Annotated in this window: 16 protein-coding genes and 1 riboswitch; of the genes, 12 read left to right on the forward strand and 4 right to left on the reverse strand. The window is 51.3% G+C overall.

Going from position 1 to position 25,670, the window contains the following annotated elements; translation table 11 throughout:
• The 4 genes from ACO0LD_RS29880 to ACO0LD_RS29895 all read left to right on the forward strand — a co-directional run.
• On the forward strand, nucleotides 1-1,702 hold a 1,702-nt coding region (locus ACO0LD_RS29880; RefSeq protein WP_423012831.1), incomplete at its 5' end, for a beta strand repeat-containing protein.
• A gap of 321 nt (nucleotides 1,703-2,023) precedes the next feature.
• Nucleotides 2,024-2,713, forward strand: a complete 690-nt coding sequence (locus ACO0LD_RS29885) for a hypothetical protein (protein WP_423012833.1) — start codon at nucleotides 2,024-2,026, stop codon at nucleotides 2,711-2,713.
• A 143-nt stretch (nucleotides 2,714-2,856) separates the two neighbouring features.
• Nucleotides 2,857-3,921, forward strand: coding sequence for a dihydroorotase (gene pyrC, locus ACO0LD_RS29890; RefSeq protein WP_423012835.1), 1,065 nt, complete (start codon nucleotides 2,857-2,859; stop codon nucleotides 3,919-3,921).
• A gap of 16 nt (nucleotides 3,922-3,937) precedes the next feature.
• On the forward strand, nucleotides 3,938-4,738 hold the full coding sequence (locus ACO0LD_RS29895) for a DUF3025 domain-containing protein (protein ID WP_423012837.1): 801 nt from the start codon (nucleotides 3,938-3,940) through the stop codon (nucleotides 4,736-4,738).
• Between the two features lie 30 nt (nucleotides 4,739-4,768).
• On the opposite strand, the gene ACO0LD_RS29900 is transcribed toward ACO0LD_RS29895, so the two are convergent.
• Nucleotides 4,769-5,017 (reverse strand): YdcH family protein, encoded by a 249-nt coding sequence (locus tag ACO0LD_RS29900; RefSeq protein WP_423012839.1) that lies wholly within the window; start codon nucleotides 5,015-5,017, stop codon nucleotides 4,769-4,771.
• Between the two features lie 367 nt (nucleotides 5,018-5,384).
• Between ACO0LD_RS29900 and ACO0LD_RS29905 the strand changes: the two genes are divergently transcribed.
• Nucleotides 5,385-6,938: a sensor histidine kinase gene (locus ACO0LD_RS29905; protein ID WP_423012841.1), complete on the forward strand. Its 1,554-nt coding sequence runs from the start codon at nucleotides 5,385-5,387 to the stop codon at nucleotides 6,936-6,938.
• Between the two features lie 15 nt (nucleotides 6,939-6,953).
• On the opposite strand, the gene ACO0LD_RS29910 is transcribed toward ACO0LD_RS29905, so the two are convergent.
• The 3 genes from ACO0LD_RS29910 to ACO0LD_RS29920 form a co-directional block, all read right to left on the reverse strand.
• Nucleotides 6,954-7,748, reverse strand: coding sequence for a substrate-binding periplasmic protein (locus ACO0LD_RS29910; RefSeq protein ID WP_423012843.1), 795 nt, complete (start codon nucleotides 7,746-7,748; stop codon nucleotides 6,954-6,956).
• Nucleotides 7,749-7,920: 172 nt separating this feature from the next.
• Nucleotides 7,921-8,376: a DUF2147 domain-containing protein gene (locus tag ACO0LD_RS29915; RefSeq protein ID WP_423012845.1), complete on the reverse strand. Its 456-nt coding sequence runs from the start codon at nucleotides 8,374-8,376 to the stop codon at nucleotides 7,921-7,923.
• 134 nt (nucleotides 8,377-8,510) lie between these two features.
• Entirely contained in the window at nucleotides 8,511-11,336 is a 2,826-nt protein-coding gene (locus tag ACO0LD_RS29920) for a valine--tRNA ligase (protein WP_423012847.1), read from the reverse strand.
• Nucleotides 11,337-11,558: 222 nt separating this feature from the next.
• Between ACO0LD_RS29920 and ACO0LD_RS29925 the strand changes: the two genes are divergently transcribed.
• The 7 genes from ACO0LD_RS29925 (at nucleotide 11,559) to ACO0LD_RS29955 (ending at nucleotide 25,652) form a co-directional block, all read left to right on the forward strand.
• On the forward strand, nucleotides 11,559-13,667 hold the full coding sequence (locus tag ACO0LD_RS29925; protein ID WP_423012849.1) for a TonB-dependent receptor plug domain-containing protein: 2,109 nt from the start codon (nucleotides 11,559-11,561) through the stop codon (nucleotides 13,665-13,667).
• A 267-nt stretch (nucleotides 13,668-13,934) separates the two neighbouring features.
• Nucleotides 13,935-15,113, forward strand: a complete 1,179-nt coding sequence (locus tag ACO0LD_RS29930) for an ABC transporter substrate binding protein (protein WP_423012851.1) — start codon at nucleotides 13,935-13,937, stop codon at nucleotides 15,111-15,113.
• Between the two features lie 193 nt (nucleotides 15,114-15,306).
• Complete coding sequence (locus ACO0LD_RS29935) at nucleotides 15,307-19,857, forward strand: EAL domain-containing protein (RefSeq protein ID WP_423012853.1); 4,551 nt, start codon at nucleotides 15,307-15,309, stop codon at nucleotides 19,855-19,857.
• A 75-nt stretch (nucleotides 19,858-19,932) separates the two neighbouring features.
• Nucleotides 19,933-22,068 carry a tetratricopeptide repeat-containing diguanylate cyclase gene (locus ACO0LD_RS29940; protein ID WP_423012855.1) on the forward strand — a complete coding sequence of 712 codons (2,136 nt, stop codon included), beginning with the start codon at nucleotides 19,933-19,935 and terminating at the stop codon, nucleotides 22,066-22,068.
• A gap of 69 nt (nucleotides 22,069-22,137) precedes the next feature.
• A riboswitch (TPP riboswitch) is annotated at nucleotides 22,138-22,239 on the forward strand.
• A gap of 86 nt (nucleotides 22,240-22,325) precedes the next feature.
• Nucleotides 22,326-24,239: a phosphomethylpyrimidine synthase ThiC gene (gene thiC / locus ACO0LD_RS29945; protein WP_423012857.1), complete on the forward strand. Its 1,914-nt coding sequence runs from the start codon at nucleotides 22,326-22,328 to the stop codon at nucleotides 24,237-24,239.
• A 2-nt stretch (nucleotides 24,240-24,241) separates the two neighbouring features.
• Nucleotides 24,242-24,442 carry a sulfur carrier protein ThiS gene (gene thiS / locus ACO0LD_RS29950; RefSeq protein WP_423012859.1) on the forward strand — a complete coding sequence of 67 codons (201 nt, stop codon included), beginning with the start codon at nucleotides 24,242-24,244 and terminating at the stop codon, nucleotides 24,440-24,442.
• A gap of 418 nt (nucleotides 24,443-24,860) precedes the next feature.
• The gene (locus ACO0LD_RS29955) at nucleotides 24,861-25,652 is read left to right on the forward strand and encodes a thiazole synthase (RefSeq protein WP_423012861.1); all 792 of its coding nucleotides are present in this window, start codon (nucleotides 24,861-24,863) and stop codon (nucleotides 25,650-25,652) included.
• Nucleotides 25,653-25,670 lie beyond the last annotated feature (18 nt).

Consider the following 25,670-nt stretch of genomic DNA (forward strand, 5'->3'; position numbering starts at 1 on the left):
CGCTGCTCTGGTTGCTGCCCGTGCTGCTCTGTCCCTGAGCACACCAGTGATCACATTCACAGGCAATGTTCCACATCAACTGACTATCGTTGATGACATCGCTGGCGCAAACAACATCGATCTGTCCCTGATCTCTGTTACTAGCGGTACATTGGTGTATGACGTGACTTCGTCTTCGAATGTAACTGGCGGTAACGTCAACAACATCACGACAACAAATGCAGTAACAGCATCTGGTGGCGCTGTTGTAACAACAGGTGTTGTTGGTACATCTCCAGTTAATGGTGGCGGTACAGCATTGTCTCCTATCGCCCTGACGGCAGGCGGCGTATTTAACAGCACTGCAAACGTGAACGATAACTTCACAGGTAATGCAGCAGCGCTGGTTGGTACTACTGTCAATGGTAACGCTGGCGATACAGACATCATCACCTTTACTGGTGGCGGCAGTATCGTTATTGGTGGTGGCAATACTATTACCAACATCAAAACCATCGCTACAGACAATACATCGGCAGATGTATATTTCACCGTTGCAACGGCTGGTGTGACTACAATCAATGGTGGCAGCGGTAATGACCGCGTTTTCCTGGCCAACTCTGGCAGCTCCATGCTTGCCGGTAATGTCAACCTGGGTGCAGGTAATAATACCCTGACGATGGAAGGCAAGACTTACAGCGGTACTTTCACTGCAGGTGCGGGTACGGATACTCTGGTATTGGCAACTGGTGCTAACATCGCTGGTGCAAACATCACTGGCTTTGAACAACTGACTCTGGCCAACAACGCCTCTGTAACTTTGACAGCTGCTCAATATGCAGCCTTCACAGGTACAGTAACAGCTGCTGGTGCAGAAACACTGACATTTACAACAGCAGGTACAGTTGCAGGTATCGCAGCAATCGAAAACTACAACCTGGCTAACGGTACTAACACATTTACCGCAGCAGCAGGTGCGGTTTCCGTAGTTGGTGGTACAGGCAACGATACACTGAACATTAGCGAAGCAATCTACAATGCTACCATCGCTACTATCAACGGTGGTTTGGGTACTGATGTTCTGAACGTTGGTGCAGTAACAGCATCAATCAACTTGAGCACAAAAACAACTGGCATTGAAACTGTCAACGTAACTGGCGGTACCAATGCTGCATGGACAGTGACAAATGAAAACGGTGCTGGCGTGACTTTGAACTTCACCAAGTCTGCTGCTACTGACATCAGCAATGTTGTTCTGGGCACAGGTGGTCAGACACTGAACGTTCTAGGTACCGGTACAGGCAACACAACCATCACTGGTGGTTCTGGTGCGGATACCATCAATCTGTCGACCACTGCAACTGGTGCTGATGTGATTGCTTCCGGTTCTGTATTGGCTAATATCGATACAGTGGCAAACTTCAAAGTTGCTGGCGCCGACGTGTTCAAGACAGGCACTGCAGCAACAACATTGAACTTGCTGTCCATCGCTACTGCTGACATTTCTACTCTGGCAGCAGCCATAGCAACAGCAGCAACCGCAGCTGGCGCGACTCTGGCAGCTAACACCCAGGCTTACGTTATCACTGTAACTGCAGGTACAGCAGCTGGTACTTATGCCTTCCAAAACATCGGTGGCACTGTAGGTACTGTTGATGCAACTGACTTTATCGTTAAAATCACTGGTGCAGGTTCCATCGTCGCTGGCGACTTCATCGCTTAATTCGGTTCGTAGTGATGTGGGGGAGTAATCTCCTGCAGCAAAGTTATAAAAACAAACAAGCCCGTCACTGCAAAGTGCCGGGCTTGTTTGTTTGTAACTGCTGCCATCAGGTACAGATACAATAAAATTGCTGCGTCTTTGACTGTGTAGCATCACAATCACATCAAAGACATCATGCTACTTTCCATGCATCTATTTCCTCACGCACTTATTAATTCAGTGATGCAGTCGATCTGCCGCTTCACTGCGGCTGGATTGTTGCTGATGGCGTCAACGGTTGATGCTGCAAGCGCGGAGCAGAGTGCTTCCGCAAACCTTGCAATGGAAGCGACAGCAAAAAACTGCAACAAATTGCTGCCTGCCGAATATCAATGGCAAGTGCTGGATTGGTCGCATTTGCGTGCCGAAAATTTGCCGCGTGTATTAAAAATTTTCCCTGATCAACAGCCAGTTTGTACGGCGAATGCAGCAATTTGTACTGAAGCAGAAAGCAAGAAAACCATAGGTATCAATATAGATGTGTTTTTCAAAGACTCGGCCATCTGGAACAAGCCTGAGCAACTCGCGCCTTATATCGAACTCGTCAACCGTTATTACCAGCAGGCGCGCATAGGTTTCAATTTCAGATTTCGCCCAATGAGTGAAATGCCCGCGTGGAACGAGAGCATCAATCAGCTGACAGTAATTTTCGCCTCCGCCATGCCTGCCCCTGCGGGCAAAGTTGCCGATGCATTTGGGAATTTGCCAGCAGGTAAAGTGGTATTTAACGACGTGCTCATGAATCGCCAGGACAAACACGCCAATCCCTATTTCTTGATAGGTAAGCCACTGGGACATGAATTAGGGCATGTATTGGGCCTGGCGCATACGCAGGACAAAGCTTTATTGATGACACAAGGCACTTCGCCACAAAATGCCCTGGACATATTGCCCGAACAGGCGCTGATCATGCGGGTCATGGCATTGCAGCGTTTTGGAGGTAAGCTTGACCCTATCATTACATGTCATTAAGAAAATTTGGCGCCGAACGATTGTTGCTACTTCAATATTTTTCAGACTCAGACCGCAGTGAAATGTCACGGGCCTGTGCAGGCAAAGGTGCTCAAGACGGGTGGAAAAGGTAAAATGCCGGTATTCCGTCACTGCGAGCTACCATGACTGCCTCTACTACTAATACATCCCCGCAACAAATCACCATTACCCGCCCAGACGACTGGCATTTGCATGTACGTGACGGCGCAGCACTGGCCAGCGTGCTGCCGCATACGGCTGCACAGTTTGCCCGTGCCATCATCATGCCTAACCTGAAACCGCCAGTCACAACGACTGAGCAGGCTGCGGCTTATCGTGAGCGCATACTTGCTGCTCTACCTGCAGGCATGAGCTTCGAGCCGCTGATGACCCTGTATCTGACAAATAACACGCCGCCAGATGAAATCCGTCGTGCCAAAGACAGTGGCTTTGTGCATGCCGTGAAACTGTATCCAGCCGGTGCCACCACCAATTCAGATGCCGGTGTGACTGATCTTAAAAATTGCTACAAGACTCTGGAAACCATGCAGGAAGTTGGCATGCCCTTCCTGGTACATGGCGAAGTGACAGATGCCGAGATCGATTTGTTTGACCGCGAAGCCGTGTTCATAGACCGCGTCATGCGACCACTGCGCAAGGACATGCCGGAATTGAAAGTGGTATTTGAACATATCACCACCAGTGATGCTGCTGCCTATGTAGCAGAATCTGGCGGCCCGATTGCCGCAACGATTACTGCCCATCACCTGCTGTACAACCGTAATGAAATTTTCAAAGGTGGCATACGCCCGCATTATTACTGCCTGCCAGTACTCAAGCGTGAAACGCATAGACAAGCACTGGTCAAAGCCGCCATCTCGGGCAGCAAACGCTTCTTCCTGGGTACTGATTCTGCCCCGCACGCCAAGGGTTTGAAAGAACATGCCTGTGGTTGTGCCGGTTGCTACACTGCCCTGCATGCGATGGAGTTGTATACCCAGGCTTTTGAACAAGCGGGTGCACTGGATCAACTGGAAGCATTTGCCAGCTTCAATGGCCCTGACTTTTATCAATTGCCACGCAATAGCGGCAGCATCACCCTGGTGCGTGAAGACTGGCAAATGCCGGCGGAATTGCCATTTGCCGATAGCAGCATCGTGCCATTGAACAGTGGTGAAACCCTGCACTGGAAAATGCAAGCAGCGTAAATCTGGTCAGCATTTCATGACAATACGTTTTTTTGATGACATAGACTGGTCGCAAGCCTGGTTTGCCGCAGTAAGACCAGCGGCGCAAGGCTTGTTGGCCGCAGACGACTGGCGTGCGCAACTCAATCAGTTTGCCGTGCAGGCAGGCCTGAGCAATCATCTTGAGCTGCCGCTACGCTTTATCACGCAGGAAGAACTGCCGGAGGGCGCGGCGTATGAAGCGCATATCAGTGCTACTGGCCTGGTGCCCACGCGTGAGAACCTACATGATTTTTTCAACGCCCTGGTGTGGCTGACTTTTCCGGCCATTAAACGTCAATTGAATGCCTTGCAGGCGGCACAAATTGCTGCTTTGGGCATAGGCAAATCACGCGGTCCGGCACGTGATGCCGCCACTATCTTTGATGAAAATGCTGCCTTGCTGGTTCTTGCTGATACCGCTGAAGGCGCAGACCTGATCGCAGCCTTGCGCGCCCATGCATGGCAGGATGCCTTCGTCACGCAGGCAGATAAATTCGGGAATTGCGCCGAAGTCTGGTGCTTCGGCCATGCCCTGATGGAGAAACTGGTCCAGCCTTACAAGGCAATCACTGCGCACACCTGGGTAGTGATGGTGGAGCCAGCTTATTTCACACTGGATGCAATCGCCAGGCGCGCGCATATTGACGGCTTGGTGGCGCAGCAACTGGCCAGCCAGGCTTTGACAACAGCAGATTACACGCCATTACCTGTGCTTGGTTTGCCCGGCTGGTGGCCCCGGCAAGATGCTGTCTTTTATGAAGACCAGCAAGTTTTCAGGTCAAAACGCCGACACTGAGCCCTGTGTTTTTCAGAACTCAAGTTGCAATCAGGCAGCAGCACTGGTCTGCAAGATATGGAATAACTGATCTTTCAGGCTGAGGCGTATTTTCTTCAAACCTTCCAGTGCGACATCTCCCAGGTGTTCTGCACCGTTTTCTGCACGATTGACAGCCTTGTCTGCCTCATCATACTCAGTAAACAGCTTGGCGAAATGGGCATTATCAGCCTTTAGTTCATGTATGGCTTGTTTGAATTCAGGGAATTCAGTGGAAAGAGGATGGTGATCTACTTGCATGGATATTCCTTTGAGGATTGAGGAAAAGATTTTCCTTGTCTTCATATTAAGCTTATAAAGTTCACCATCCTTGATCCACATCAAGGCAGGTCGAGAAAGACTGTTTGCCAGTTTTTCAGATTTGCCACTGTGAAATGCTAATCAAAGAAGGCGTAGTCAATTTCAGGTAGAATATTTGTGCAACGCGGAGTACCTTCAGGTATCTGTCATTGAGACTTCGGCTACTGTTTTTTTGCAAATCAATCAGGTCCGGGCCCATGGTCTGGACAAATTCTGCCGTTATGGCTTTAGGCTAACACCGGAACTGGCTGCAACGATGTTCAGCAAGCACTCACATCCTTCAGTATCATCAGGCCAGCAGGCAGGGTTGCGTTCAGCTACTTTGTCCTTGCGTAAGGCCATCGTATTGGGCATAGGCCTGGGTATCCTGATCCCCGCCATCCTGCTTGGTACCGTGCTGGCCAGGGATAGTTATGAGCGCGAATACGAGGTCCGGGTGCGCGGCCCGCTCAAGCAATATGCCAGCATGCTGGAGCAAACCATGCCTGTGCCCTTATGGCAAGTTGATGCCACCAGCGCCCAAAGCTTTGTTAATTCCGTCATGCTCAATCCTGATGTGGTTCGCATCGTGGTTGAAGATGCGGCATTGGGGCGTTTTGTCCATGCTGAACAGGCCAACGAGCAAAAGCAGGGTTTGATCAGCGAAACCCGCAATATCCGCAAAGATGGCACCGTCATAGGCCGGGTCACGATAGAAATGAGCAGTTACTGGATGGAGCAGGAATTTTTGAAAAAATTCCTCAAGGGTGGTGCTGCCATCCTGGTGCAATTGCTGATTTCCTTTTTCCTGTTATGGCTGCTGTTCCAAAAGCGCATGATGCGCCCCCTGCAACAATTGCAGCGCGATGTAGATCGCCTCGGTGAAGGGCATCTGGAAGAAGTCGTTAGCGCCGCCCGGCCCGATGAACTGGGCAGCCTGGCCCTTGGGGTGGATTCCATGCGCCTGCGTCTGGGGGAGTTAATGAACGAGCAAGCCAGTCACAATGCCACGCTGGAGCAACGGGTGACAGACCGCACCAGGGAATTGCATGCATCGAATCAGGAATTGCGCACTGCCCTCGATGACCTGAATAGCGCCCATGCTGAAATCCAGCGCAGTGACAGAATGGCCGCCCTGGGCTCACTGGTGGCAGGTGTTGCCCATGAACTCAATACACCGATAGGCAATTCAGTGACTGTGGCCAGCACCATCCATGATCTGAGTCGCGAATTCAATAAGAAAATGACAGAGGGCGTTACCCGCGCGGCCCTGCAAAATTATGTCGATAACAATCTGCAGGCCAGCGACATCCTGTTACGCAATTTGCATAGCGCTGCAGACCTGATAGGCAGTTTCAAGCGCGTGGCGGTGGACAGGACCAGCGCCCAGCGCCGGGTGTTTTTTCTTGATGAAGTCCTCAGGGAGACCATGCTGACCATGGGGGCCAGTATCAGGCACCATGTCCATGACGTGCGCATAGATATTCCAGTCGGTATACGCATGGATGCTTACCCCGGTTTATTGGGGCAGATCATCAGCAACCTCATCAATAATGCGATTTTGCATGGATTTGAAGGACGGGAAAACGGCATCATTGATATTCGGGCGCATTTGCTGGGTACTGAACCTGCTAAAGTAGAATTAAGCGTCAATGACAATGGTGTGGGTATCGCCGACGCCAATCTGGGGCGTATCTTTGACCCCTTCTTCACCACCAAACTGGGGCAGGGCGGCAGTGGTCTGGGATTGAATATCGTCTACAACCTGGTCTGTGATGTATTGGGTGGCAGTATACGGGTAGAAAGTGAACCTGGAAAAGGCAGCCGCTTTATCATGCAACTGCCTTTATGTGCGCCAGGTCATGGCGATGAAGCAGAATAAAAACCATAGAGAAATTTAGTGATTGGCTTTGGCTACGTCAGACCAGCCTTGTGGACAATTGACCTGGGAAGACAGCTTTTGATATTCGCCGGAGGCGCGCAGTTTTTTCAAGCCATTATTAAAGGCCGCGACCCTGCCGGCACTGGTGGGCAGGCCACGCGACATCATCAGATGGGTGGTGAAACTGTCTGTCATTAATTTTGGGTGGGCAGATAATTGTGCCGCATCGGCGGGTGAAAAATTCCGTGCCAATAAATCACAGGCAGTGTTTCTTTCCATAGGGGCGATGTCCACGCGCTTTAACAGCAGCAGTTTCAATGCTGCCACATCATTCGGCAGCTTTTCCATTTTCAAATCCCCCTTGTTGGCCATGGCCCAGATTTCTGGCGTATAGGTATAGTCTTGTATCATGGCGATACGGTAAGGGCGCAGATCGTCCAGTTGCTTCCATTTAAAATCAAGGGCATTGCGATAGACAAACACCCATTGCTCGGTGATGACATTGTCACTCAGGAAGAAACTGGCATCATGCTCAGGTTTATGGCCCCAGTAGGCTGTGCCATCCCACTTGCCAGCCCGGCTTTCTGCCAGTGCCCGTGACCAGGGCAGGAAAGTAAATTCAACCTGATAGCCTTCCAGTTCAAAAGCACGCCGCACTATGCTCAGGGCGATGCCTTTGTCAGGGCGACTCTCGGTGGCATAGGGCGGCAATTCGCCAGTAGCGATTTTGAGCAGTTGGCTTTGTGCCGATGAGATACCAGGCGGTAGCAGCAGAGCAACAGCACACCAGAATGACCATGCTTTTTTCATGACACTGCCTTCATCAAAAGGGACTCAGGAGTTCATCATCTGCCTTATTGCTGCTTCTGGCAAGTCGCTGGACTGCAACAGTGTGTGAAGGATGGCATGCTAAATTCTTGAATGGCAAATAACAACGGGAGCCTGAACTCCCGTTGTTATTATTTTATCTAAATTTGTAAACTTATTGCTCGCGCAACCAGGTCTGGGTGCGGCCAAACATCGGTGCGCCTATATAACCGCGCACATTCAGTTTCTTGTTGTTTTCTATGATGCTGAGTTTGCTGCTGTACAGCTTGCCATTACCTGGGTCGAGGATTTTGCCGCCAGTATATTCGTCACCGTCTTTTTTGAGGCCAGACAAAATCGTCATGCCGACGATGGGTTGGTCTTTGTTAGCACCTTCACATTTATCGCATTTTGGGTTCTTTTCGGGAGCATCAGCTTCCAAAAACAGTTTCTCTATCTTGCCCTGCAATTCACCGGCAGTTTCGGTAATGCGTATCAGCGCCTTGGGTTTGCCTGATTTGTCATCAATACTCTTCCACAGGCCAACCGGGCTTTCTTCAGCCTGTGCCAGCAGTGGGGTGCCAGCGAATGCGATGAATGCGGATAATACGAATGGAACTGTTTTTTTCATGCTGTCTCCAAAAAGAAAAACTTAGGTCTCTGCTTCGGCCTCTGATTTATGTGATTTGATTGTACGTGGCAAAATTTTTACCACGTACAATATTTTTAGAGTACCTACTTTAACCCAAGGTATTGCCAAGCTTATTATGTTGGTGGCAATTTACCCAATTGTTCCAGCAGTTTTTGCAAAGTGGCCTTGAAATTTGCCAGGCGTTCTTTCTCAACCGCGATGACCTGTGCAGGTGCCTTGGCGACAAAGCCTTCGTTACCCAGCTTGGTCTCCAACTTGGCAATTTCACCTTCCAGGCGGGCGACTTCCTTGCTGATACGTGCACGTTCTGCTGCAACGTCGATTTCCACCTTCAGCATCAGCTTCGATTCGCCAACGACGGATACCGGTGCTGGTGACTCAGGCAGGGCATCAACGACAGATACCTCAGACAGTTTCGCCAGTGCTTCCAGGTAAGGGGCAAAAGATTGCAGGCGGGCCTTGTCTTCTGCGTTCGCGGCCTGCAACAACAGTGGCACGCGCTTGGCAGGGGACAATTGCATTTCACCGCGCAGGTTACGGCAGGCGTCTGTCATGGCTTTCAGTGCCTGCATCCAGGCTTCTGCCGCAGTATCGACGTTGGCAGCCACGAATTGCGGGTAAGGCTGGATCATGATGCTGTCGCCAGCCGGGTTCAAGGTCTTGCCTGCCAGCGGAGCCACGGTTTGCCACAGGGCTTCAGTGACGAATGGGATAATAGGATGGGCCAGTCGCAAGATCACTTCCAGCACGCGCAAGAGTGTGCGGCGGGTAGCGCGCTGTTGCGCTTCATTACCTTGCTGTACCTGTACCTTGGCTACTTCCAGATACCAGTCGCAATATTCATCCCAGACGAATTTGTAGATGGCAGAAGCGATATTGTCGAAACGGTAGTCGGCAAAGCCTTTTTCTACCTCTGCCTCTGCGTGTTGCAGGGTAGAGATTATCCATTTGTCAGCTTGCGAGTATTCGAGGTCGACATCGGTAACATCAGCACCAAAACCACAATCCTTGTCTTCGGTATTCATCAAGACAAAGCGGGTTGCATTCCACAGTTTATTGCAGAAGTTGCGATAACCCTCGCAGCGGCCCAGATCGAAATTGATATTGCGACCCAGTGACGCATAGCTGGCCATGGTGAAGCGCAAAGCGTCAGTACCATAGGCAGGAATGCCATCAGCAAATTCCTTGCGCGTGGCTTTTTCTATGCTGGCAGCCTGTTTAGGGTTCATCAAACCAGCAGTGCGTTTCGCTACCAGTTCGTCCACCGTGATGCCGTCGATCAGGTCGATAGGGTCCAGGGTATTGCCCTTGGACTTGGACATTTTCTGGCCGCTGGAATCGCGTACCAGGCCATGTACATACACGGTATTGAATGGCACCTTGCCGGTGAAGTGCGTAGTCATCATGACCATGCGCGCTACCCAGAAGAAAATGATGTCAAAGCCGGTCACCAGTACCGAGGATGGCAGGAAATGTTTGATGTCCGGTGTTTCTTCCGGCCAGCCCATGGTAGAGAAAGGCACCAACGCAGATGAGAACCAGGTATCGAGTACGTCATCATCACGTTTCAATGCGCCAGTGTAACCAGCGGCAGTCGCTTTGGCTTGTGCACCAGCTTCATCATGCGCCACAAAGATTTCACCATTGTCGCCATACCAGGCCGGGATTTGATGGCCCCACCACAACTGGCGAGAAATACACCAGTCTTGAATATTGTTCAGCCACTGGTTGTAAGTGGTTGTCCAGTTTTCCGGGATGAATTTGATTTCACCGTCAGCGACTTTTTCCAGCGCCACTTCAGCGATGGATTTGCCTGGGAAGAAGGTGCCTTCCGGTGCCGGTTTGCTCATGGCCATGAACCACTGGTCGGTCAGCATCGGTTCAATCACCACATTGGTACGGTCGCCACGTGGCACCATCAGTTTGTGTGGTTTTACTGAATCCAGCAAGCCTTGTGCATCCAGATCCGCAACGATTTGTTTGCGGGCGACGAAACGATCCATGCCTTGATATACGGCAGGGGCGTTTTCATTGATCTTGGCATCCAGAGTGAAGATGCAAATCATCTCCAGTTTGTGACGCTGACCAACTGCATAATCGTTCATATCATGCGCAGGCGTGATCTTCACGCAGCCAGTACCAAATTCCTTATCGACATAGCTGTCGGCAATCACCGGGATTTCGCGGTCTGTCAGTGGCAGTTTGAGCATCTTGCCAACCAGGTGGATATAACGTTCATCCGTTGGATCAACCGCCACGGCCACGTCACCCAGCAGGGTTTCAGGGCGGGTCGTTGCTACCGTCAGGTGACCAGAGCCATCCGCAAACGGGTAGCGGATATGCCACATAGAGCCATCTTCTTCTTCCGACACCACTTCCAGATCAGATACGGCAGTACCCAGGACTGGGTCCCAGTTGACCAGACGCTTGCCGCGATAGATCAGGCCTTGCTCTACCAGTTTGACGAAGACATCAGTCACGCTCTTGGAGCGTTCAGCATCCATCGTGAAATATTCACGGTCCCAATCGGCAGAGGCACCCATGCGGCGCATTTGGCCGGTGATGGTGGAGCCGGATTTTTCTTTCCATTCCCAGACTTTTTCCAGGAATTTTTCACGGCCCAGGTCATGGCGCGAAATCTTTTGTGCATCCAGCTGGCGTTCCACCACGATTTGCGTAGCGATACCAGCATGGTCAGTACCCGGCACCCAGGCCGTATTGTGACCGCGCATGCGGTAGTAACGCGTCAGGCCATCCATGATGGTCTGGTTGAAGGCATGGCCCATGTGCAGGGTGCCTGTCACATTTGGCGGTGGCAGTTGTATCGAGAACGAGGGTTTGCCATCATCCATGGTGGCGGCAAAATATCCACGCTTTTCCCACTCGCCACGCCAGGATTGTTCGATTTCTGCGGGCTCAAAAGACTTGGCTAATTCCATAATATGATCTGCGGTGATTGCTAAACCTTTGATTATAAATGAGGTAAGTGCATAAGTCGGGTTTTCCTGCGGATGGCATTTAATTAAATTGCCTTAAAGGCAATAAATATTTTAAATCTTGTCACTTGTGCGCAGCAAAGCGACAAATGGGGTGTTGCCCTGATGCATCTGGCTTTTGTTGCCAGAGGGATTGGATTACTATGCTTATAAACCCCAGGGGACATGATGAGACGCCTTATCAATACGGTACGCACCCTGAATTTTGCCTTGCTGCTGATAGTCCTGCCGCAGTTTGCCAGGGCAGATGAGCCGAGCAATGAAGAAGACCTGGCCCTGGTGTATGGTGATAAATACGGTGACAAGTCTGTCATTAGTGTTGCTACAGGTTCGGCTTTGCCTCTGCGCCGCGCGCCTGCAGTCGCCACCGTGATTACGGCCGCCGATATAGAGGCAACTGGTGCCACCAGTCTGGACGGCATACTGGAAACCGTACCCGGCTTGCATGTAGGACGTTCTACCGTGTTGAATATGGCCATTTATACCATACGTGGGGTGCGCAGTGCGCTCAGTAACCCGCAGGTGCTGGTGCTTATCAATGGCACACCGCTTACCAATGCCTACACTGGCGACAGGGGACTTCTCTCTGCTGACATGCCACTGGAAAATATCGCCAGGATAGAAGTCATCCGCGGCCCTGGTTCTGCCCTGTATGGTGCTGATGCTTTTTCAGGCGTGATCAATATCGTCACCAAAACTGCCAAAGAACAAGAGGGTACGCGTTTTGGTATCAGGCTGGGTTCCTTCAACAGCCGTGACACCTGGGTTTTGCATGGTGGCAAATGGGGTGGTATCGAGGTTGCCGCTTCTTTGCAGCATAGCCGCACTGCCGGGCCGCGTGCTCTGGTTGAACGCGATGCGCAAAGCGGGTTTGACCAGTTATTTGGCACCCATGCTTCCCTGGCGCCAGGTTATGAAAATTTCAGTCGAGCCGCTACTGATGCCAATCTGGAACTCGCCTACGACAAATGGAATCTGCATCTGGGCTTCATGCACAGGGAGAACATAGGTGCAGGCACGGGCATAGCCCAGGCATTGGACCCAAGCGGCTGGGGCAGCAGTCGTCGTTTTACCAGCGATTTGAAATACAAGGACCCGGATTTTGCCAAGGACTGGGGGTTGGAGTTGAATGGCAGTTTTACTTATTACAATGAAAATGCCAGCGTTTATATCTTTCCTGCGGGGGCCTTTGGTGGTGCCTTCAAGGATGGTTTTATCGGCAGCCCGTTTCGCTGGGAAAGACAGGAAAGCCTGAATACAACCCTGCATTACAGCGGCTTTTCCCAGCACCATTTGCGCCTGGGTACTGGTGTGTCAAAAGTAGATTTGTACAAGATACGCGAAACAAAAAATTTCAACCCTGATAATTCACCCATCAATGCGGGTGCATTTTCTGACATTGTCGATGTGACTGACACTGTGCCTTACATGCGTCCTCATAGCCGCTTGTTGAAGTATGTCTATGTGCAGGACGAATGGCAGTTTGCCAAGGACTGGACTTTGACTGCAGGCGTGCGGCGTGACCAGTATTCTGATTTTGGCAACACGACCAATCCCAGGCTGGCTCTGGTATGGGAAGTTGATTACAACCTGACCGCCAAATTATTGTACGGCAGTGCTTTTCGTGCGCCAGCTTTTGAAGAACTGTATGTGATCAATAATCCTGTCGTGAATGGTAACCCGGCACTGAAGGCTGAAAGAATGCGCACCACGGAATTGGCGCTGAGCTGGCAAGCGCAACCCGGTTTGCAACTGGGCTTGAATCTGTTCCGTTATCAGATGTCGGACATCATCAGGGTCAGTAATAATTTTTTGAATGAAAATGGCGGCAGCCAGAGCGGCCGGGGTTTTGAACTGGAGGCCAGTTGGGATGTGAGCAAGAATATGCGTCTGGCAGGCAATATTGCTTACCAGCGCGCTATTGACGATACGTCACAAAAAGATCCGGGTTTGACGCCGCGACGCCACGCCTATCTGCGGGCAGACTGGCAGCCTGCAGCAGGATGGCGGGTAAATGCACAAGTCAATCATGTAGCAGACCGCCAGCGTGAACCCGGTGACACCCGTCCGAATGTCAGGGATTACACCACCCTGGATTTGGCACTGGGGACGAACAAAAAGCATGCAGGCTGGGACTGGACTTTGGCAGTGCGTAATCTCTTGAATGCCGATGTGCGGGAACCCAGTCCCTACAGCACGCCATTTGTGAACATGCCAAATGATATACCCATGGGAGGGCGTTCAATATTTTTGCAATTTGGCTATAAATTATAAAAATAACAGACGTATTTGCAAAGAATGGCAACCGCTTATCGGACGGACTGCACAGCTTCAAGAATTTCGATATAGGTGCGCGAGTAAATCTGTTAATGTTGATGGTTCAGTTGAAATACTGATGACTGCAGGGTGATAAGTTTTTGAAAAAAAATACAAATTACATGAGCGCATTTACAGGATGTACCGTGCATGTACTTTATAAGCATTGGTTTATAAGCATGAGTTAAGCCTGTTGGTAAAACCAAAGAAAGTATGAAAGTGTAGATGCTGGAAAACAGCGCCCCTTATTTTTCTGATATCCATGCTTCCCGTGCCAGTAAAAAAACTGACAGGAAGCCAGGGCTGTTTCAGCACGTCTGGCGGTTTTTCAATATCGCTTTTGGCATCATGGTTTTATTTGCCAATCCGGCCAGGGCAGACCAGCTTATATCGATGCCAGACCTGGCGATGTTGCAAAACCAGATGCCGCAAGTGCATACGCCGGCACTGGCTCAGGATTTGCGCATGGGGCGTCGCTATGGCGAGCATCTGGTATTTGCTGATGCGGCAAGCCAGGGACGGCGCCAGGATGTCATCACAGGTGGCAGCGTGGCAGTACTGTATCCCGATATGGGCGAGCCTTACCGCAGTATTTTTGCCAAGATCATCGAAGGCATAGAGAGCAAGTCGCGCATGCCGGTGATCAGTATGCCGATAGGACCAAAGCTGGAAACCGGGGATTTGAATGCACAGTTGAAACGCAATGGTGTCAAGGTCGTCATTGCCCTTGGCCGTCAGGGTGTCAAGCTGGCCAGCAGCCTTGACCGTGAGATTGCCGTGGTGGTTGGCGGGGTGTTGAATATCCCGGAGAGTGAAAGCCGCAGCATGACTGGTGTCAGTCTGATGCCTGACCCAGTACTGCTATTTTCACGGCTGAAAAGCCTGCTGCCGGGTGTCAAAAGAGTCATCGTTGTCTACGACCCCAAAAACAATGAATGGTTGATCAAGCTGGCACGTGAAGCTGCCAAACAGCAAGGTCTGGAACTGGTGACGTATGAAGCCAGAGACCTGGCTGGTGCGGCCCACCAGTATGAAGTGGCCTTTGCCAATGCCGACAAGCGTGACGCTTTATGGTTGCCGCAAGACTCTACGACAGTGGAAGAGGGCAGTATCTTGCCGCTGGTGTTGCGTGAGTCATGGAACCGTGGCGTTCCCTTCTTTTCCAGCAGTTTTTTGCATGCCAAAAAGGGGGCCTTGTTTGCTCTCTATCCGAATAATCTGGAACTGGGACAGAGCCTGGCCTTGGCTGCGCAAAGTGCCGTGAGTGGTGATGGCCGCAAATCCGGGGTATCGCTGTTGCGCGAAGTATTGGTGGCAGTGAATTTGCGTACTGCCAGCCACATAGGTTTGAATATTGATTATCAAAGCCAGAGAAGTTTTGATTCAATTTTCCCCGAGCCCTGAATGAAGACCCGCACACGGGTACTGGTATGAGCCTGCAGTGTGCCCACATGATGAAAGTGAAAGAAGAGAAGTGAACAAGCCAAGCATGCCATGCCTTGATAAGGGGGCTGGCATGATCTTGAATATTCCGGGACATAGTGTTGTTCACCAGTGAAGTTTGAGGGTGGGCGGCCATAAGTAATTTGGTTCAAGTATGAAGTTTTTCAGTAACTACTTTCGCCGCACAGGTTTCAGCCTCCAGCTAACGGTCATCATCACTGCCGCGATTCTGGTGCTGGCACTTTTTTCTTCCATCATGAATTCATGGCAGGCCAGCCATCGCATGCGTGCTTACTTTGTCGTACAAGGTCAGCAAGTGGCAGAAAACCTGGCCAGGCAAAGCCGCCTGGCGCTGCTGTATCACTCCGCAGACAACGCCAGGGAAGTGGTGACCACGACCCTGGCTTTTCCTGATGTCTTGCAGGTGGAAATCGCCAATGCTGATCACAAGATATTGCTGTCACAAAGCAAGCCTGGTGTAGTCTTGCCGCCATTGAAAACACATCCGGCCGGGCCGTTGTCGAGTGCCAGGCTGGAACAGGAAAGTGATCAGGACTGGCGTTTCAGCGCCCCGGTATTAGCCGGCGAAAGTGAAGCTTCGCCTTTTGAAGTGCAGGAAAGCAAACAGCAATTGCTGGGCTATGTGCATGTGGTGGTCGGCAAGACCACCCTTGATAAACTGGTGTCGTCCCTGTTGCTGGGCAACCTCGCTATTACCTTTTCATTCGCCCTGATATTGCTGGCCGTGATACGCCTGATGTCGCGGCAAATGATACGTCCGCTGAACCAGTTGTCTGCCCTCATGGGCCAGGCAGAGGCGGGTGAATCCGGCATGCGTGCCACGCCGGACGGGTCAAAAGACATCATTGAAATGGCGCATGCCTTTAACCAGATGATGGCCGTGCTGGAAGACCGTGAGGCTGAACTCAAGCAATCGCGTGATCAGGCCCTGCATGCAGCTGTCATGAAGGCGCAATTTGCTGCCACCGTTAGCCATGAAGTGCGCACACCTTTGAATGGCGTGGTTGGCATGCTCGACATGCTGAAAGAAATGCGCCTCACCAAAAGCCAGCGTGAATGTGTGGATGTGGCCTGGAATTCTTCCCAGGCTTTGATAGAGCTGATCAATGACATCCTCGATTTTTCCAAGATGGAAGCAGGCAAGGTTGAAGTTGAAGAAATCGAATTTGACCTCAATAAGCTAGTGGCCGAAGTACTGGAATTATTGTCCAAGTCGGCCCAGCAAAAAGGCCTGGAACTGGCTTATCTGGTCGCTGATGATGTGCCCTTGCGCGTCAAGAGCGACCCGCTGCGCTTACGCCAGATACTCATCAACCTGATCGGCAATGCCGTCAAGTTCACCGAACATGGTGAGATAGCGGTGCGAGTGGTGATGGGCCAGTGCCATGATCAGGCAGATCCGGCTTCCATGATGAGCTTGCGTTTTGAAGTCAGCGATACCGGCATAGGCATGTCGGCAGATGCTGTCGCCAATGTGTTCGAATCCTTCGCCCAGGCGGATCGTTCAACTACCCGCAAATATGGTGGTACCGGCCTGGGGCTGGCAATCTGCAAGCAACTGGTGGCACTCTTGCATGGGGAAATCGGTGTCAGCAGTGTGCCGGATCAGGGTAGTAATTTTTACTTTAGCATGCAATGCCATGCCAGCAGTACAGAAAAACCTGCGTTGAACAGTGCCAGTGCTGATTTGCAGGACGAACGCATATTCATCGTTGATCCGAGTGAAGTCGTCCGCAGTTTTTTACTGCAACAACTTTCCCGTCACGGCATGTCTTGCCATGCGGTTGCCAGTGGCATGCAGGCTTTGACTTTGCTGGATCAGGCCGCGAAAGATGGTACGCCACATTCCCTGGTCATCATGGATGTCAGCAGCATGGATGACAATGGCGAAGAACTGGCGCGTCGCTTGCGCAATGATCATCGCTACAGCGGCATCCGTACGCTGGCGCTGGATCGGAATGGCTGCGTGGGTGAGGTTAATTCCTCAACTGCAGAAATTTGTCTGAGCAAGCCTGTACACATCGAAAAACTGCTGGAAGCCTTGCGTCATTTACTGCTGACCACAGCTCATGTGCAGACATCCGCTGCGGTAACAGCAACAGCAGCAACGACAGCTGTAAGGGCGCCTGCACACATGCCCGTCAGGAGCATGGAGGTGACACGCCATCCCTCCAATGGTGGTCATGTGGAATGGCGGGTACTGGTGGTTGAAGACAATCGTACCAATCAAATGGTGGCTGCAGGCATGCTCTCGCTTTCTGCCTGCCATTGCGAATTTGCCGGCAACGGCAAGGAAGCTGTTGAAGCTGCCCGCCGCAACCGCTATGACCTGATACTCATGGACTGCAGCATGCCGGAAATGGATGGCTATGAAGCCACCGTCAGGATACGCAGTTATGAAGACGGCCTGGGCCGACGTACGCCTATCGTAGCAATGACCGCCAATACCCAGCGTGGCGATGCTGAAAAATGCCTGGCGATAGGTATGGATGATTATCTGGCCAAACCCATTACGCTAGTGGAATTGCGCCAGAAGCTGGAGCGCTGGCTTACCCATGGTGGCGCAGCAGGGCGCGCACTGCCGCCAGACGGGCAATTGCAGCCACTCGACAATAGCCCGCTGGACCGTGCGGTGTTTGATAAATTACGCGATATCCTGGGGCCGGGTTTACAGCAGACGGTATCCCTGTTCCTGGAAGACACGCCTGTCTATCTCGAACAATTAAATCAGGGTTTGCAACAAGGTGATGCTGAAATGGTGCGCGCCATGGCGCATTCCATCAAGGGTAGCAGTGGCAATCTGGGCGCTACGAATCTTTTGCAGTTCGCCAAGGAAGTTGAACAACTGGCGCTGGAACGGCATTTGTCAGAAATCACACCCTTGCTGAGCAGCCTGCATCAAGCCTATGAAGCAGTGGCCTCTGAATTGGGTAATGAAGTATTCCTGGAAGATCATGATGCTGTCAGCCATGGCCGCCATGTCGCCAAAGTGCTGGTGGTCGATGATGACCGGAGTACCCGCAGCACACTGCGCCACACCCTGCAAAGAGATGGTTTCAAAGTCGAGGAAGCTGCAGATGGTTCGCAAGCCTTGCTGATGCTGAAACGCATGCGGCCCGATGTCATCCTCATGGATGCAGTCATGCCGGTCATGGACGGTTTTACCGCCTGCAGTCTGATACAGGAAATGCCACGTGGCCGCAGCATACCGGTGTTGATGATCACTGCGCTTGAAGACAATAGTTCGGTAGAAAGAGCTTTCGCTGCCGGTGCCTGCGACTATATCCCCAAGCCTATCCATTTTGCCGTACTGTCGCAACGCGTGCGCCGCATCATAGAAGCGAATCAGGCAGAAAAACGCATACGCCACCTGGCTTTCAATGATGTGCTGACGGGTTTGCCGAACCGCACACAATTCCTTGATCAGTTGGGGCGCAGGCTGACCATGGCCAAGGAGAATGTCGAATCGGTGGCTGTGCTCTTCCTGGATCTGGACAGGTTCAAGAACGTCAACGACACTCTCGGTCATGATGTAGGTGACCGCCTGTTGATCGCAGTCGCCCAGCGCATACGTCGCAGCGTACGTAATGCCGATTGCGTGGCACGTCTGGGTGGCGATGAATTTACCGTGGTACTGAGCGAGCTGGCTGACCCGGCTGCTGCGGCATCGGCTGCACAAAATATTTGCCGCACCCTGGCCAAGCCTTTCCAGATCGATAGCCATGATATTTTCGTGACTGCCAGCATAGGTATTTCTGTTTATCCCAGTGATGGCATGGATGTTGGCACCCTGGTCAAACATGCAGATACCGCCATGTACCGCGCCAAGAAAACCAATACCGACTTCCAGTTTTTTGAAGCGGCGATGGAACATTCGATTTCTGAACGGGTACGCCTGGAAAATGATTTGCGCCGCGCATTGGAGCGTAATGAACTGGCAGTCTTTTATCAGCCCCAGGCACGCATGGATACTGGCGAGATCATTGGTACAGAGGCGCTGGTACGCTGGTTTCATCCTACCCGTGGTATGGTGTCGCCACTGGAATTCATACCGATGGCAGAAGAAACCGGTTTGATTATTGCACTTGGTGAATGGGTATTGCGCACGGCTTGCGCCCAGATGCGCAACTGGATGGATAAAGGCATGTCCCATTTGCGGGTTGCAGTGAATTTGTCTGTCAGCCAGTTATTGCAAAAGGATTTTGCCAACACGGTGGAACAAGTCTTGTTCGATACTGGCCTGCCAGCAAAAATGCTGGAACTGGAAATTACCGAGAGCACGCTGATGGAGCATGCGCAAGACACGCTGGCCATACTGGATCGCTTGCGCAGCCTTGGCGTCAGGCTGACCATTGATGATTTTGGTACCGGCTATTCATCGCTGTCTTATCTGAAGCGCTTCCCTGTCGATATCATCAAGATAGACCGCTCCTTCGTGCGTGATATTCCGGGTGATGCCGATGATGCTGCCATCGTTACCGGCATCATTGCACTGGCACACAGCCTGCGGCTGGAAGTGGTGGCCGAAGGGGTGGAAACGCGTGAGCAACTGGAATTTTTGCGTGCCCAATCCTGCGATATCCTGCAAGGCTTCTACTTGAGTAAACCAATACCGGCACAACAGCTGGAAGATGAAATATTGTCGCAAGTAGGCAGCGTATTCCTGGATCAGACAGGTAAATAAAGCCTGGGACTGTAGCAGTTTGCTGCAGCCTTGATAAAAATTATTAGAGACATGGATTGATCAATGAGGGCTTGCATGTTGCAGCTTCAACTACCAAAATGGCACACCAGTCTGCTACTGGGTTTGCTGGCTATCGTCTTGCTATGCATGAACACGATGGCACATGCACAAACCAAGCCTAAACCTGACTTTTCCGAGATAGAAGCAATACATACGCTGTCTGACCGTGACAATACCGCCGCACTTAAACAACTGCAGGAATACAAAGACAAATTAGGCAAGGATGCAGATTATGTCTTGCGCGCCGAAGTCTTGAAGACGCTGATAGGCATCTTGTATGACGCCGGCAAGATCAAGGAAGCCGATGCCGCCAATACCGAGTTGCTGCAACTGGCCAGGTCACAAAATGACAATGACATGATCAATATGGCTTTGTTGGGCGTAGCCTTTCAGATGCTGGATCAAGGCAAGTTTGCCATGGCGCTGGTGAAGCTCAATGATATACAGCAAAGCCTGCGTGATTCAAAAAATGCGGAAGTGCTCATGCGCCTGAATATTGCTTTCGGCATGGTGCAACTGGCGATAGGTAATTTTGATAAATCCCTGCCGTACTTTCTCGAAGCCTTGAAGCTGGCAGATCAGATACCAAGACGAAGTGCCCAGGCCAAGATGTACCGCATGGAATCCATCGCCAGGCTATACCTGAATATGCACAATGCTGAAAAAGCCTTGGAAACCGCTAATGATGCATTGGCGATGCAACCTAAAATAGAGTCGCCCAAGATAATTTCATCATTGCAAATGGCACGTGGCCTGGCCTTGATAGACTTGGGGCGTCATGATGAAGCCTTGGAAGCTTACAAGACAGTATTGCAGATATCCACGGAAGCTGGCATGCCTGCCGTGGCAGCAACAGCGCTGGGTAATATTGCTGACTATTATCTACATGTGCGCAAGTTCGCCGAGGCTGAGCGTGCGGCTCGCTTTTCATTGGAAAAAGCCCAGGCCATTAATGACCCTTTTGCAATAGCTATCGCCAAAGCGAATATAGGATTTGCCCTGGCTGGACAAAAGAAATTTTCCCAGGGTATAGGCTACATCAACGAAGCCAAGAAGTTTTTCATGGAGACAGGTTCCAAGTCGGATGTCGAAAACCTGCTCAGTGAAATCGGTAATATGTATGAAGCCGCTGATATGTATAAAGAAGCGCTGGCAATCGTGCGCGAACAGCAAAAGCTCAGTGACGAATTATTCCGCTCTGACCGCGCGCGCGCCGTAGCGACCTTGCAGGAACAATTCAATGCCCAGCAAAGACAGAAACAGATTGAATTGCTGGCGCGTGAAAACCAGCTCAAGGATGCCGACATCAAAAACCGCCAGTTACAGCAAGTGGTGTTGACGCTGGCTGCCATCATCATGGTGATGGTGGGTGTGGTCGTCTTTTTCTTGTACAGACGGGTACGCAAGACCAATGAAAAATTGCGCGAAGTGAATGAGCAACTGGAATTTCATGCAGTGCGTGATCCACTCACAGGCTTATACAATCGCCGCTCTTTCGTCGATATGATGAAGGGCAGGGCCATATTGCCAGAAGGTGAAAGACGCGAAGATGCACTGGATAATCCAGACTGTTTAATCCTCATGGATATCGATCACTTTAAAAATATCAATGACAGCTTTGGCCATGCAACCGGTGATGCTGTCCTGATAGAAGTGGCGCGCCGTTTGCGCAGCTCGGTGCGCGATAGCGACATGGTATTGCGCTGGGGTGGAGAAGAGTTTTTGATTTATTCCCCGCGCTCCAATCCTGCACAACTCAAGAGTTTGGTAGAACGTATCTTGCGCAGCATAGGTGAAGAGAGTGTCAAGGTTGATGGGGAAAATGTGCCCGTTACCCTGACCGCAGGTTTCATCAGCCTGCCATTTTCCGGTTTGCCAGAAACCGTCTGTAATTGGGAGAAAGCCTTGCAAATTGCCGACATGGCACTTTATCTGGGTAAGGTCAATGGTCGCAACCGGGCCTATGGCGTCAGCAAATTACTGATCGCCTATGAAGAAGCCTTACCTGTACTTGATCATGATTTGTCTGCGGCCATCAAGGCTGGTATGGTCGAGTTGGTAGAAGTGCATGGGCCAGTGAAACTGCCGGAAAGCAATCTTGCCGCGTCATCAACAATGCAAGATGCGGAATTGGCCAGCGACATTAAATAAAGCACTTGGGTTTAAAAAAGTCGTATAATCTGCCGTCGTCGCGGTTCTGGAGTTATTTCAGAACCCGAAGAAAAATGCTAGGGGTCCTGCCATCAATCTTGTTGGCGGGTGAGAAATACCCTCGAACCTGATCTGGATAATGCCAGCGAAGGGAAGCTGCCGAAGTTTGTGCCGCCTGTATTATGTATTGATCTGTGCGCGCACCTGTTTTGGAAACTCCTTTGCTGGCTCCATGCCAACAAAGCAAAGGAGCCAAAATGAACGCCAACCCGCAATTCTTGTCCGCTACCGCCACGGTAGACGAGGCAGCCATACAGCCACTGCCGAATTCCCGCAAAACTTATATACAGGGCAGCCGCCCCGATATTCGCGTACCCATGCGCGAAATCAGCCAGTCTGATACGCCAGCCATGTTTGGCTCGGAAAAAAACCCGCCTATCTATGTCTACGATACCTCTGGCCCTTATACTGACCCTGAAGTAAAAATCGATATCCGTTCTGGCCTGGCATCTGTACGTGGTGCGTGGATAGCCGAGCGTAATGACACTGAAGAACTGGCTGGCCCGAGCTCTGAATACGGCATCGCCCGTCTGCATGACCCCAAGCTGGCTGAACTGCGTTTCAATCTGAAACGCTTGCCTCGCCGTGCGCTGGCAGGCAAGAATGTCTCGCAGATGCACTATGCTCGCCAGGGCATCATCACACCGGAAATGGAATTTGTTTCCATCCGCGAAAACCTGCGTCGTCGCGAATATCTGGAAAACCTGAAAGCTTCCGGCCCCATGGGCAGCAAGCTCGCAGAAGTCATGGGCCGCCAGCATCCTGGCCAGTCTTTTGGTGCTGCAATCCCTGCAGAAATCACGCCAGAATTCGTGCGTTCAGAAATCGCCCGTGGTCGTGCGATTATCCCTGCCAACATTAATCACCCGGAAATCGAACCTATGATCATAGGCCGTAATTTCCTGGTCAAGATCAATGCCAATATCGGCAATTCTGCAGTCACTTCTTCCATCGGAGAAGAAGTTGAAAAAATGACCTGGGCAATACGCTGGGGTGGCGACAATGTCATGGATTTGTCGACTGGTAAGCACATCCACGAAACCCGTGAATGGATCATCCGCAATTCTCCCGTGCCTATCGGTACCGTGCCTATCTATCAGGCTCTGGAAAAAGTGAATGGCAAGGCAGAAGATCTGACCTGGGAGATCTTCCGCGATACGCTGATCGAGCAAGCTGAGCAGGGTGTTGATTACTTCACTATCCACGCGGGCGTGCGCCTGCAATATGTGCCAATGACAGCCAAACGCCTGACCGGCATCGTGTCACGCGGTGGTTCCATCATGGCGAAATGGTGTCTGGCGCATCATAAAGAAAGTTTCCTGTACGAGCATTTCGAAGATATTTGCGAAATCATGAAAGCCTATGACGTGTCCTTCAGTCTGGGTGACGGCCTGCGTCCGGGTTCCATCTATGATGCTAATGATGAAGCGCAGTTGGGTGAATTGAAAACCCTGGGTGAACTGACACAGATCGCCTGGAAGCATGATGTACAGGTCATGATAGAAGGCCCCGGCCACGTGCCCATGCACCTCATCAAAGAAAACATGGACCTGCAACTGGAACAATGCCATGAAGCGCCGTTCTATACCCTGGGCCCATTGACGACTGATATCGCCCCTGGCTATGACCACATCACCTCCGGCATAGGTGCTGCACAAATCGGTTGGTATGGTACAGCCATGCTGTGTTATGTGACACCGAAAGAACACCTGGGCTTGCCAAACAAGGTCGATGTCAAAGATGGCATCATCACTTACAAAATCGCCGCCCATGCAGCCGACCTGGCAAAAGGTCATCCCGGTGCACAGATACGCGACAATGCCTTGTCCAAAGCACGTTTTGAATTCCGCTGGGAAGACCAGTTCAACATCGGCCTCGATCCCGACAAGGCGCGTGAATTCCATGACGAGACATTGCCCAAGGATTCTGCCAAGGTCGCCCACTTCTGCTCCATGTGCGGCCCGCATTTCTGCTCGATGAAGATTACACAGGAAGTACGAGACTATGCCAATGCGCAAGGTATCAGCGAGATACAGGCTTTGAAGAAAGGCATGGAAGTCAAAGCGGTAGAGTTCATCAAATCCGGCGCGGAAATTTATAAAAAGCAATAGCCATGGTCGATATACAGCTTAATGGAGAAAAGCGGCAACTGGCGAGTGCGCTGCTGGCTGATCTGATCGCAGAACTAAATCTGTCGCAACAGGCGATTGCGGTGGCGGTGAATCGGCAGATTATTCCGAAGTCGCAATGGGGAGACTACCAGTTGCGAGTCGATGACAAGGTTGATGTGGTGCGCGCTATTGGCGGTGGATGAGTGTAGGTTGGGCTACGCTTCATCAGCCCAACGCTGGGCCTAAATTGTCGCTACGAACTTAAATAAAATGCCAAAAAATCATCTCGTAATTGAGCTTTGCAATAAATATGTTTGTTGATCGTCGGGTGAGTGTTGGGCTGATAAAGCGTAGCCCAACCTACGATGCTGTGATGGAACATATCTGGCGATATGTGAATCAAGAAGAACCTAAAGAAGACTGAGAGAATTCCCTCCCCTTCAAGGGGAGGGTTAGGGTGGGGATGGGTTTCAGTTGATAAAACAAGCATGTAGTTTGCTAAAGAAACCCATCCCCATCCCCGCCTTCCCCTTGAAGGGGAAGGAGTTGCACGGCAACTTGTACGAGTATTCCCTTATCGGCAGGCAAGTAAAAACAATTTCCCCAATTTCGGAGAAAACAATGAACACAGAAAACAACCCAGGCTTAACCATAGCCGGCAAAACCTACCGCTCCCGCCTGCTGGTCGGCAGCGGTAAATACAAAGACCTCGAACAAACCCGTCTGGCGACAGAAGCCAGTGGTGCCGACATCATCACGGTAGCAATACGCCGTGTGAACATAGGTCAGGACCCGAATGCACCAAGCTTGCTGGATGTAGTCCCACCTAGCAAATACACCATACTGCCTAACTCAGCGGGTTGCTATAACGCCGAAGATGCAATCTACACTCTACGACTAGGACGTGAATTATTGGGTGGACACAAACTGTGCAAGCTGGAAGTATTGGGCGATGAGAAAACCCTGTTCCCGAATATGCCTGAAACCCTGAAGGCAGCCAAAACTTTGGTACAGGATGGTTTCGATGTCATGGTGTATTGCAGCGATGATCCTATACAGGCGCGCATGCTGGAAGAAATAGGCTGCGTCGCCATCATGCCACTGGCATCACTGATAGGCTCTGGCATGGGTATCTTGAATCCATGGAATCTGTCACTGATTATTGAGCAGTCCAAAGTACCGGTTTTGGTGGATGCAGGTGTAGGTACTGCGTCGGACGCCGCCATCGCCATGGAACTGGGTTGTGATGGTGTGTTGATGAATACCGCAATCGCCGGTGCCAAAGACCCGGTGCGCATGGCGCGTGCCATGGGCCTGGCGGTGGAAGCCGGACGTGAAGCATTCCTGGCAGGCCGTATGCCGCGCAAGTTTGCGGCGTCACCGTCTTCTCCCATGGCTGGCCGCATTGTCTGATATTCGTTTGATGACTAT

It is taken from the genome of Undibacterium sp. Ji83W (assembly GCF_049340385.1).
Lineage (GTDB): Bacteria > Pseudomonadota > Gammaproteobacteria > Burkholderiales > Burkholderiaceae_D > Undibacterium.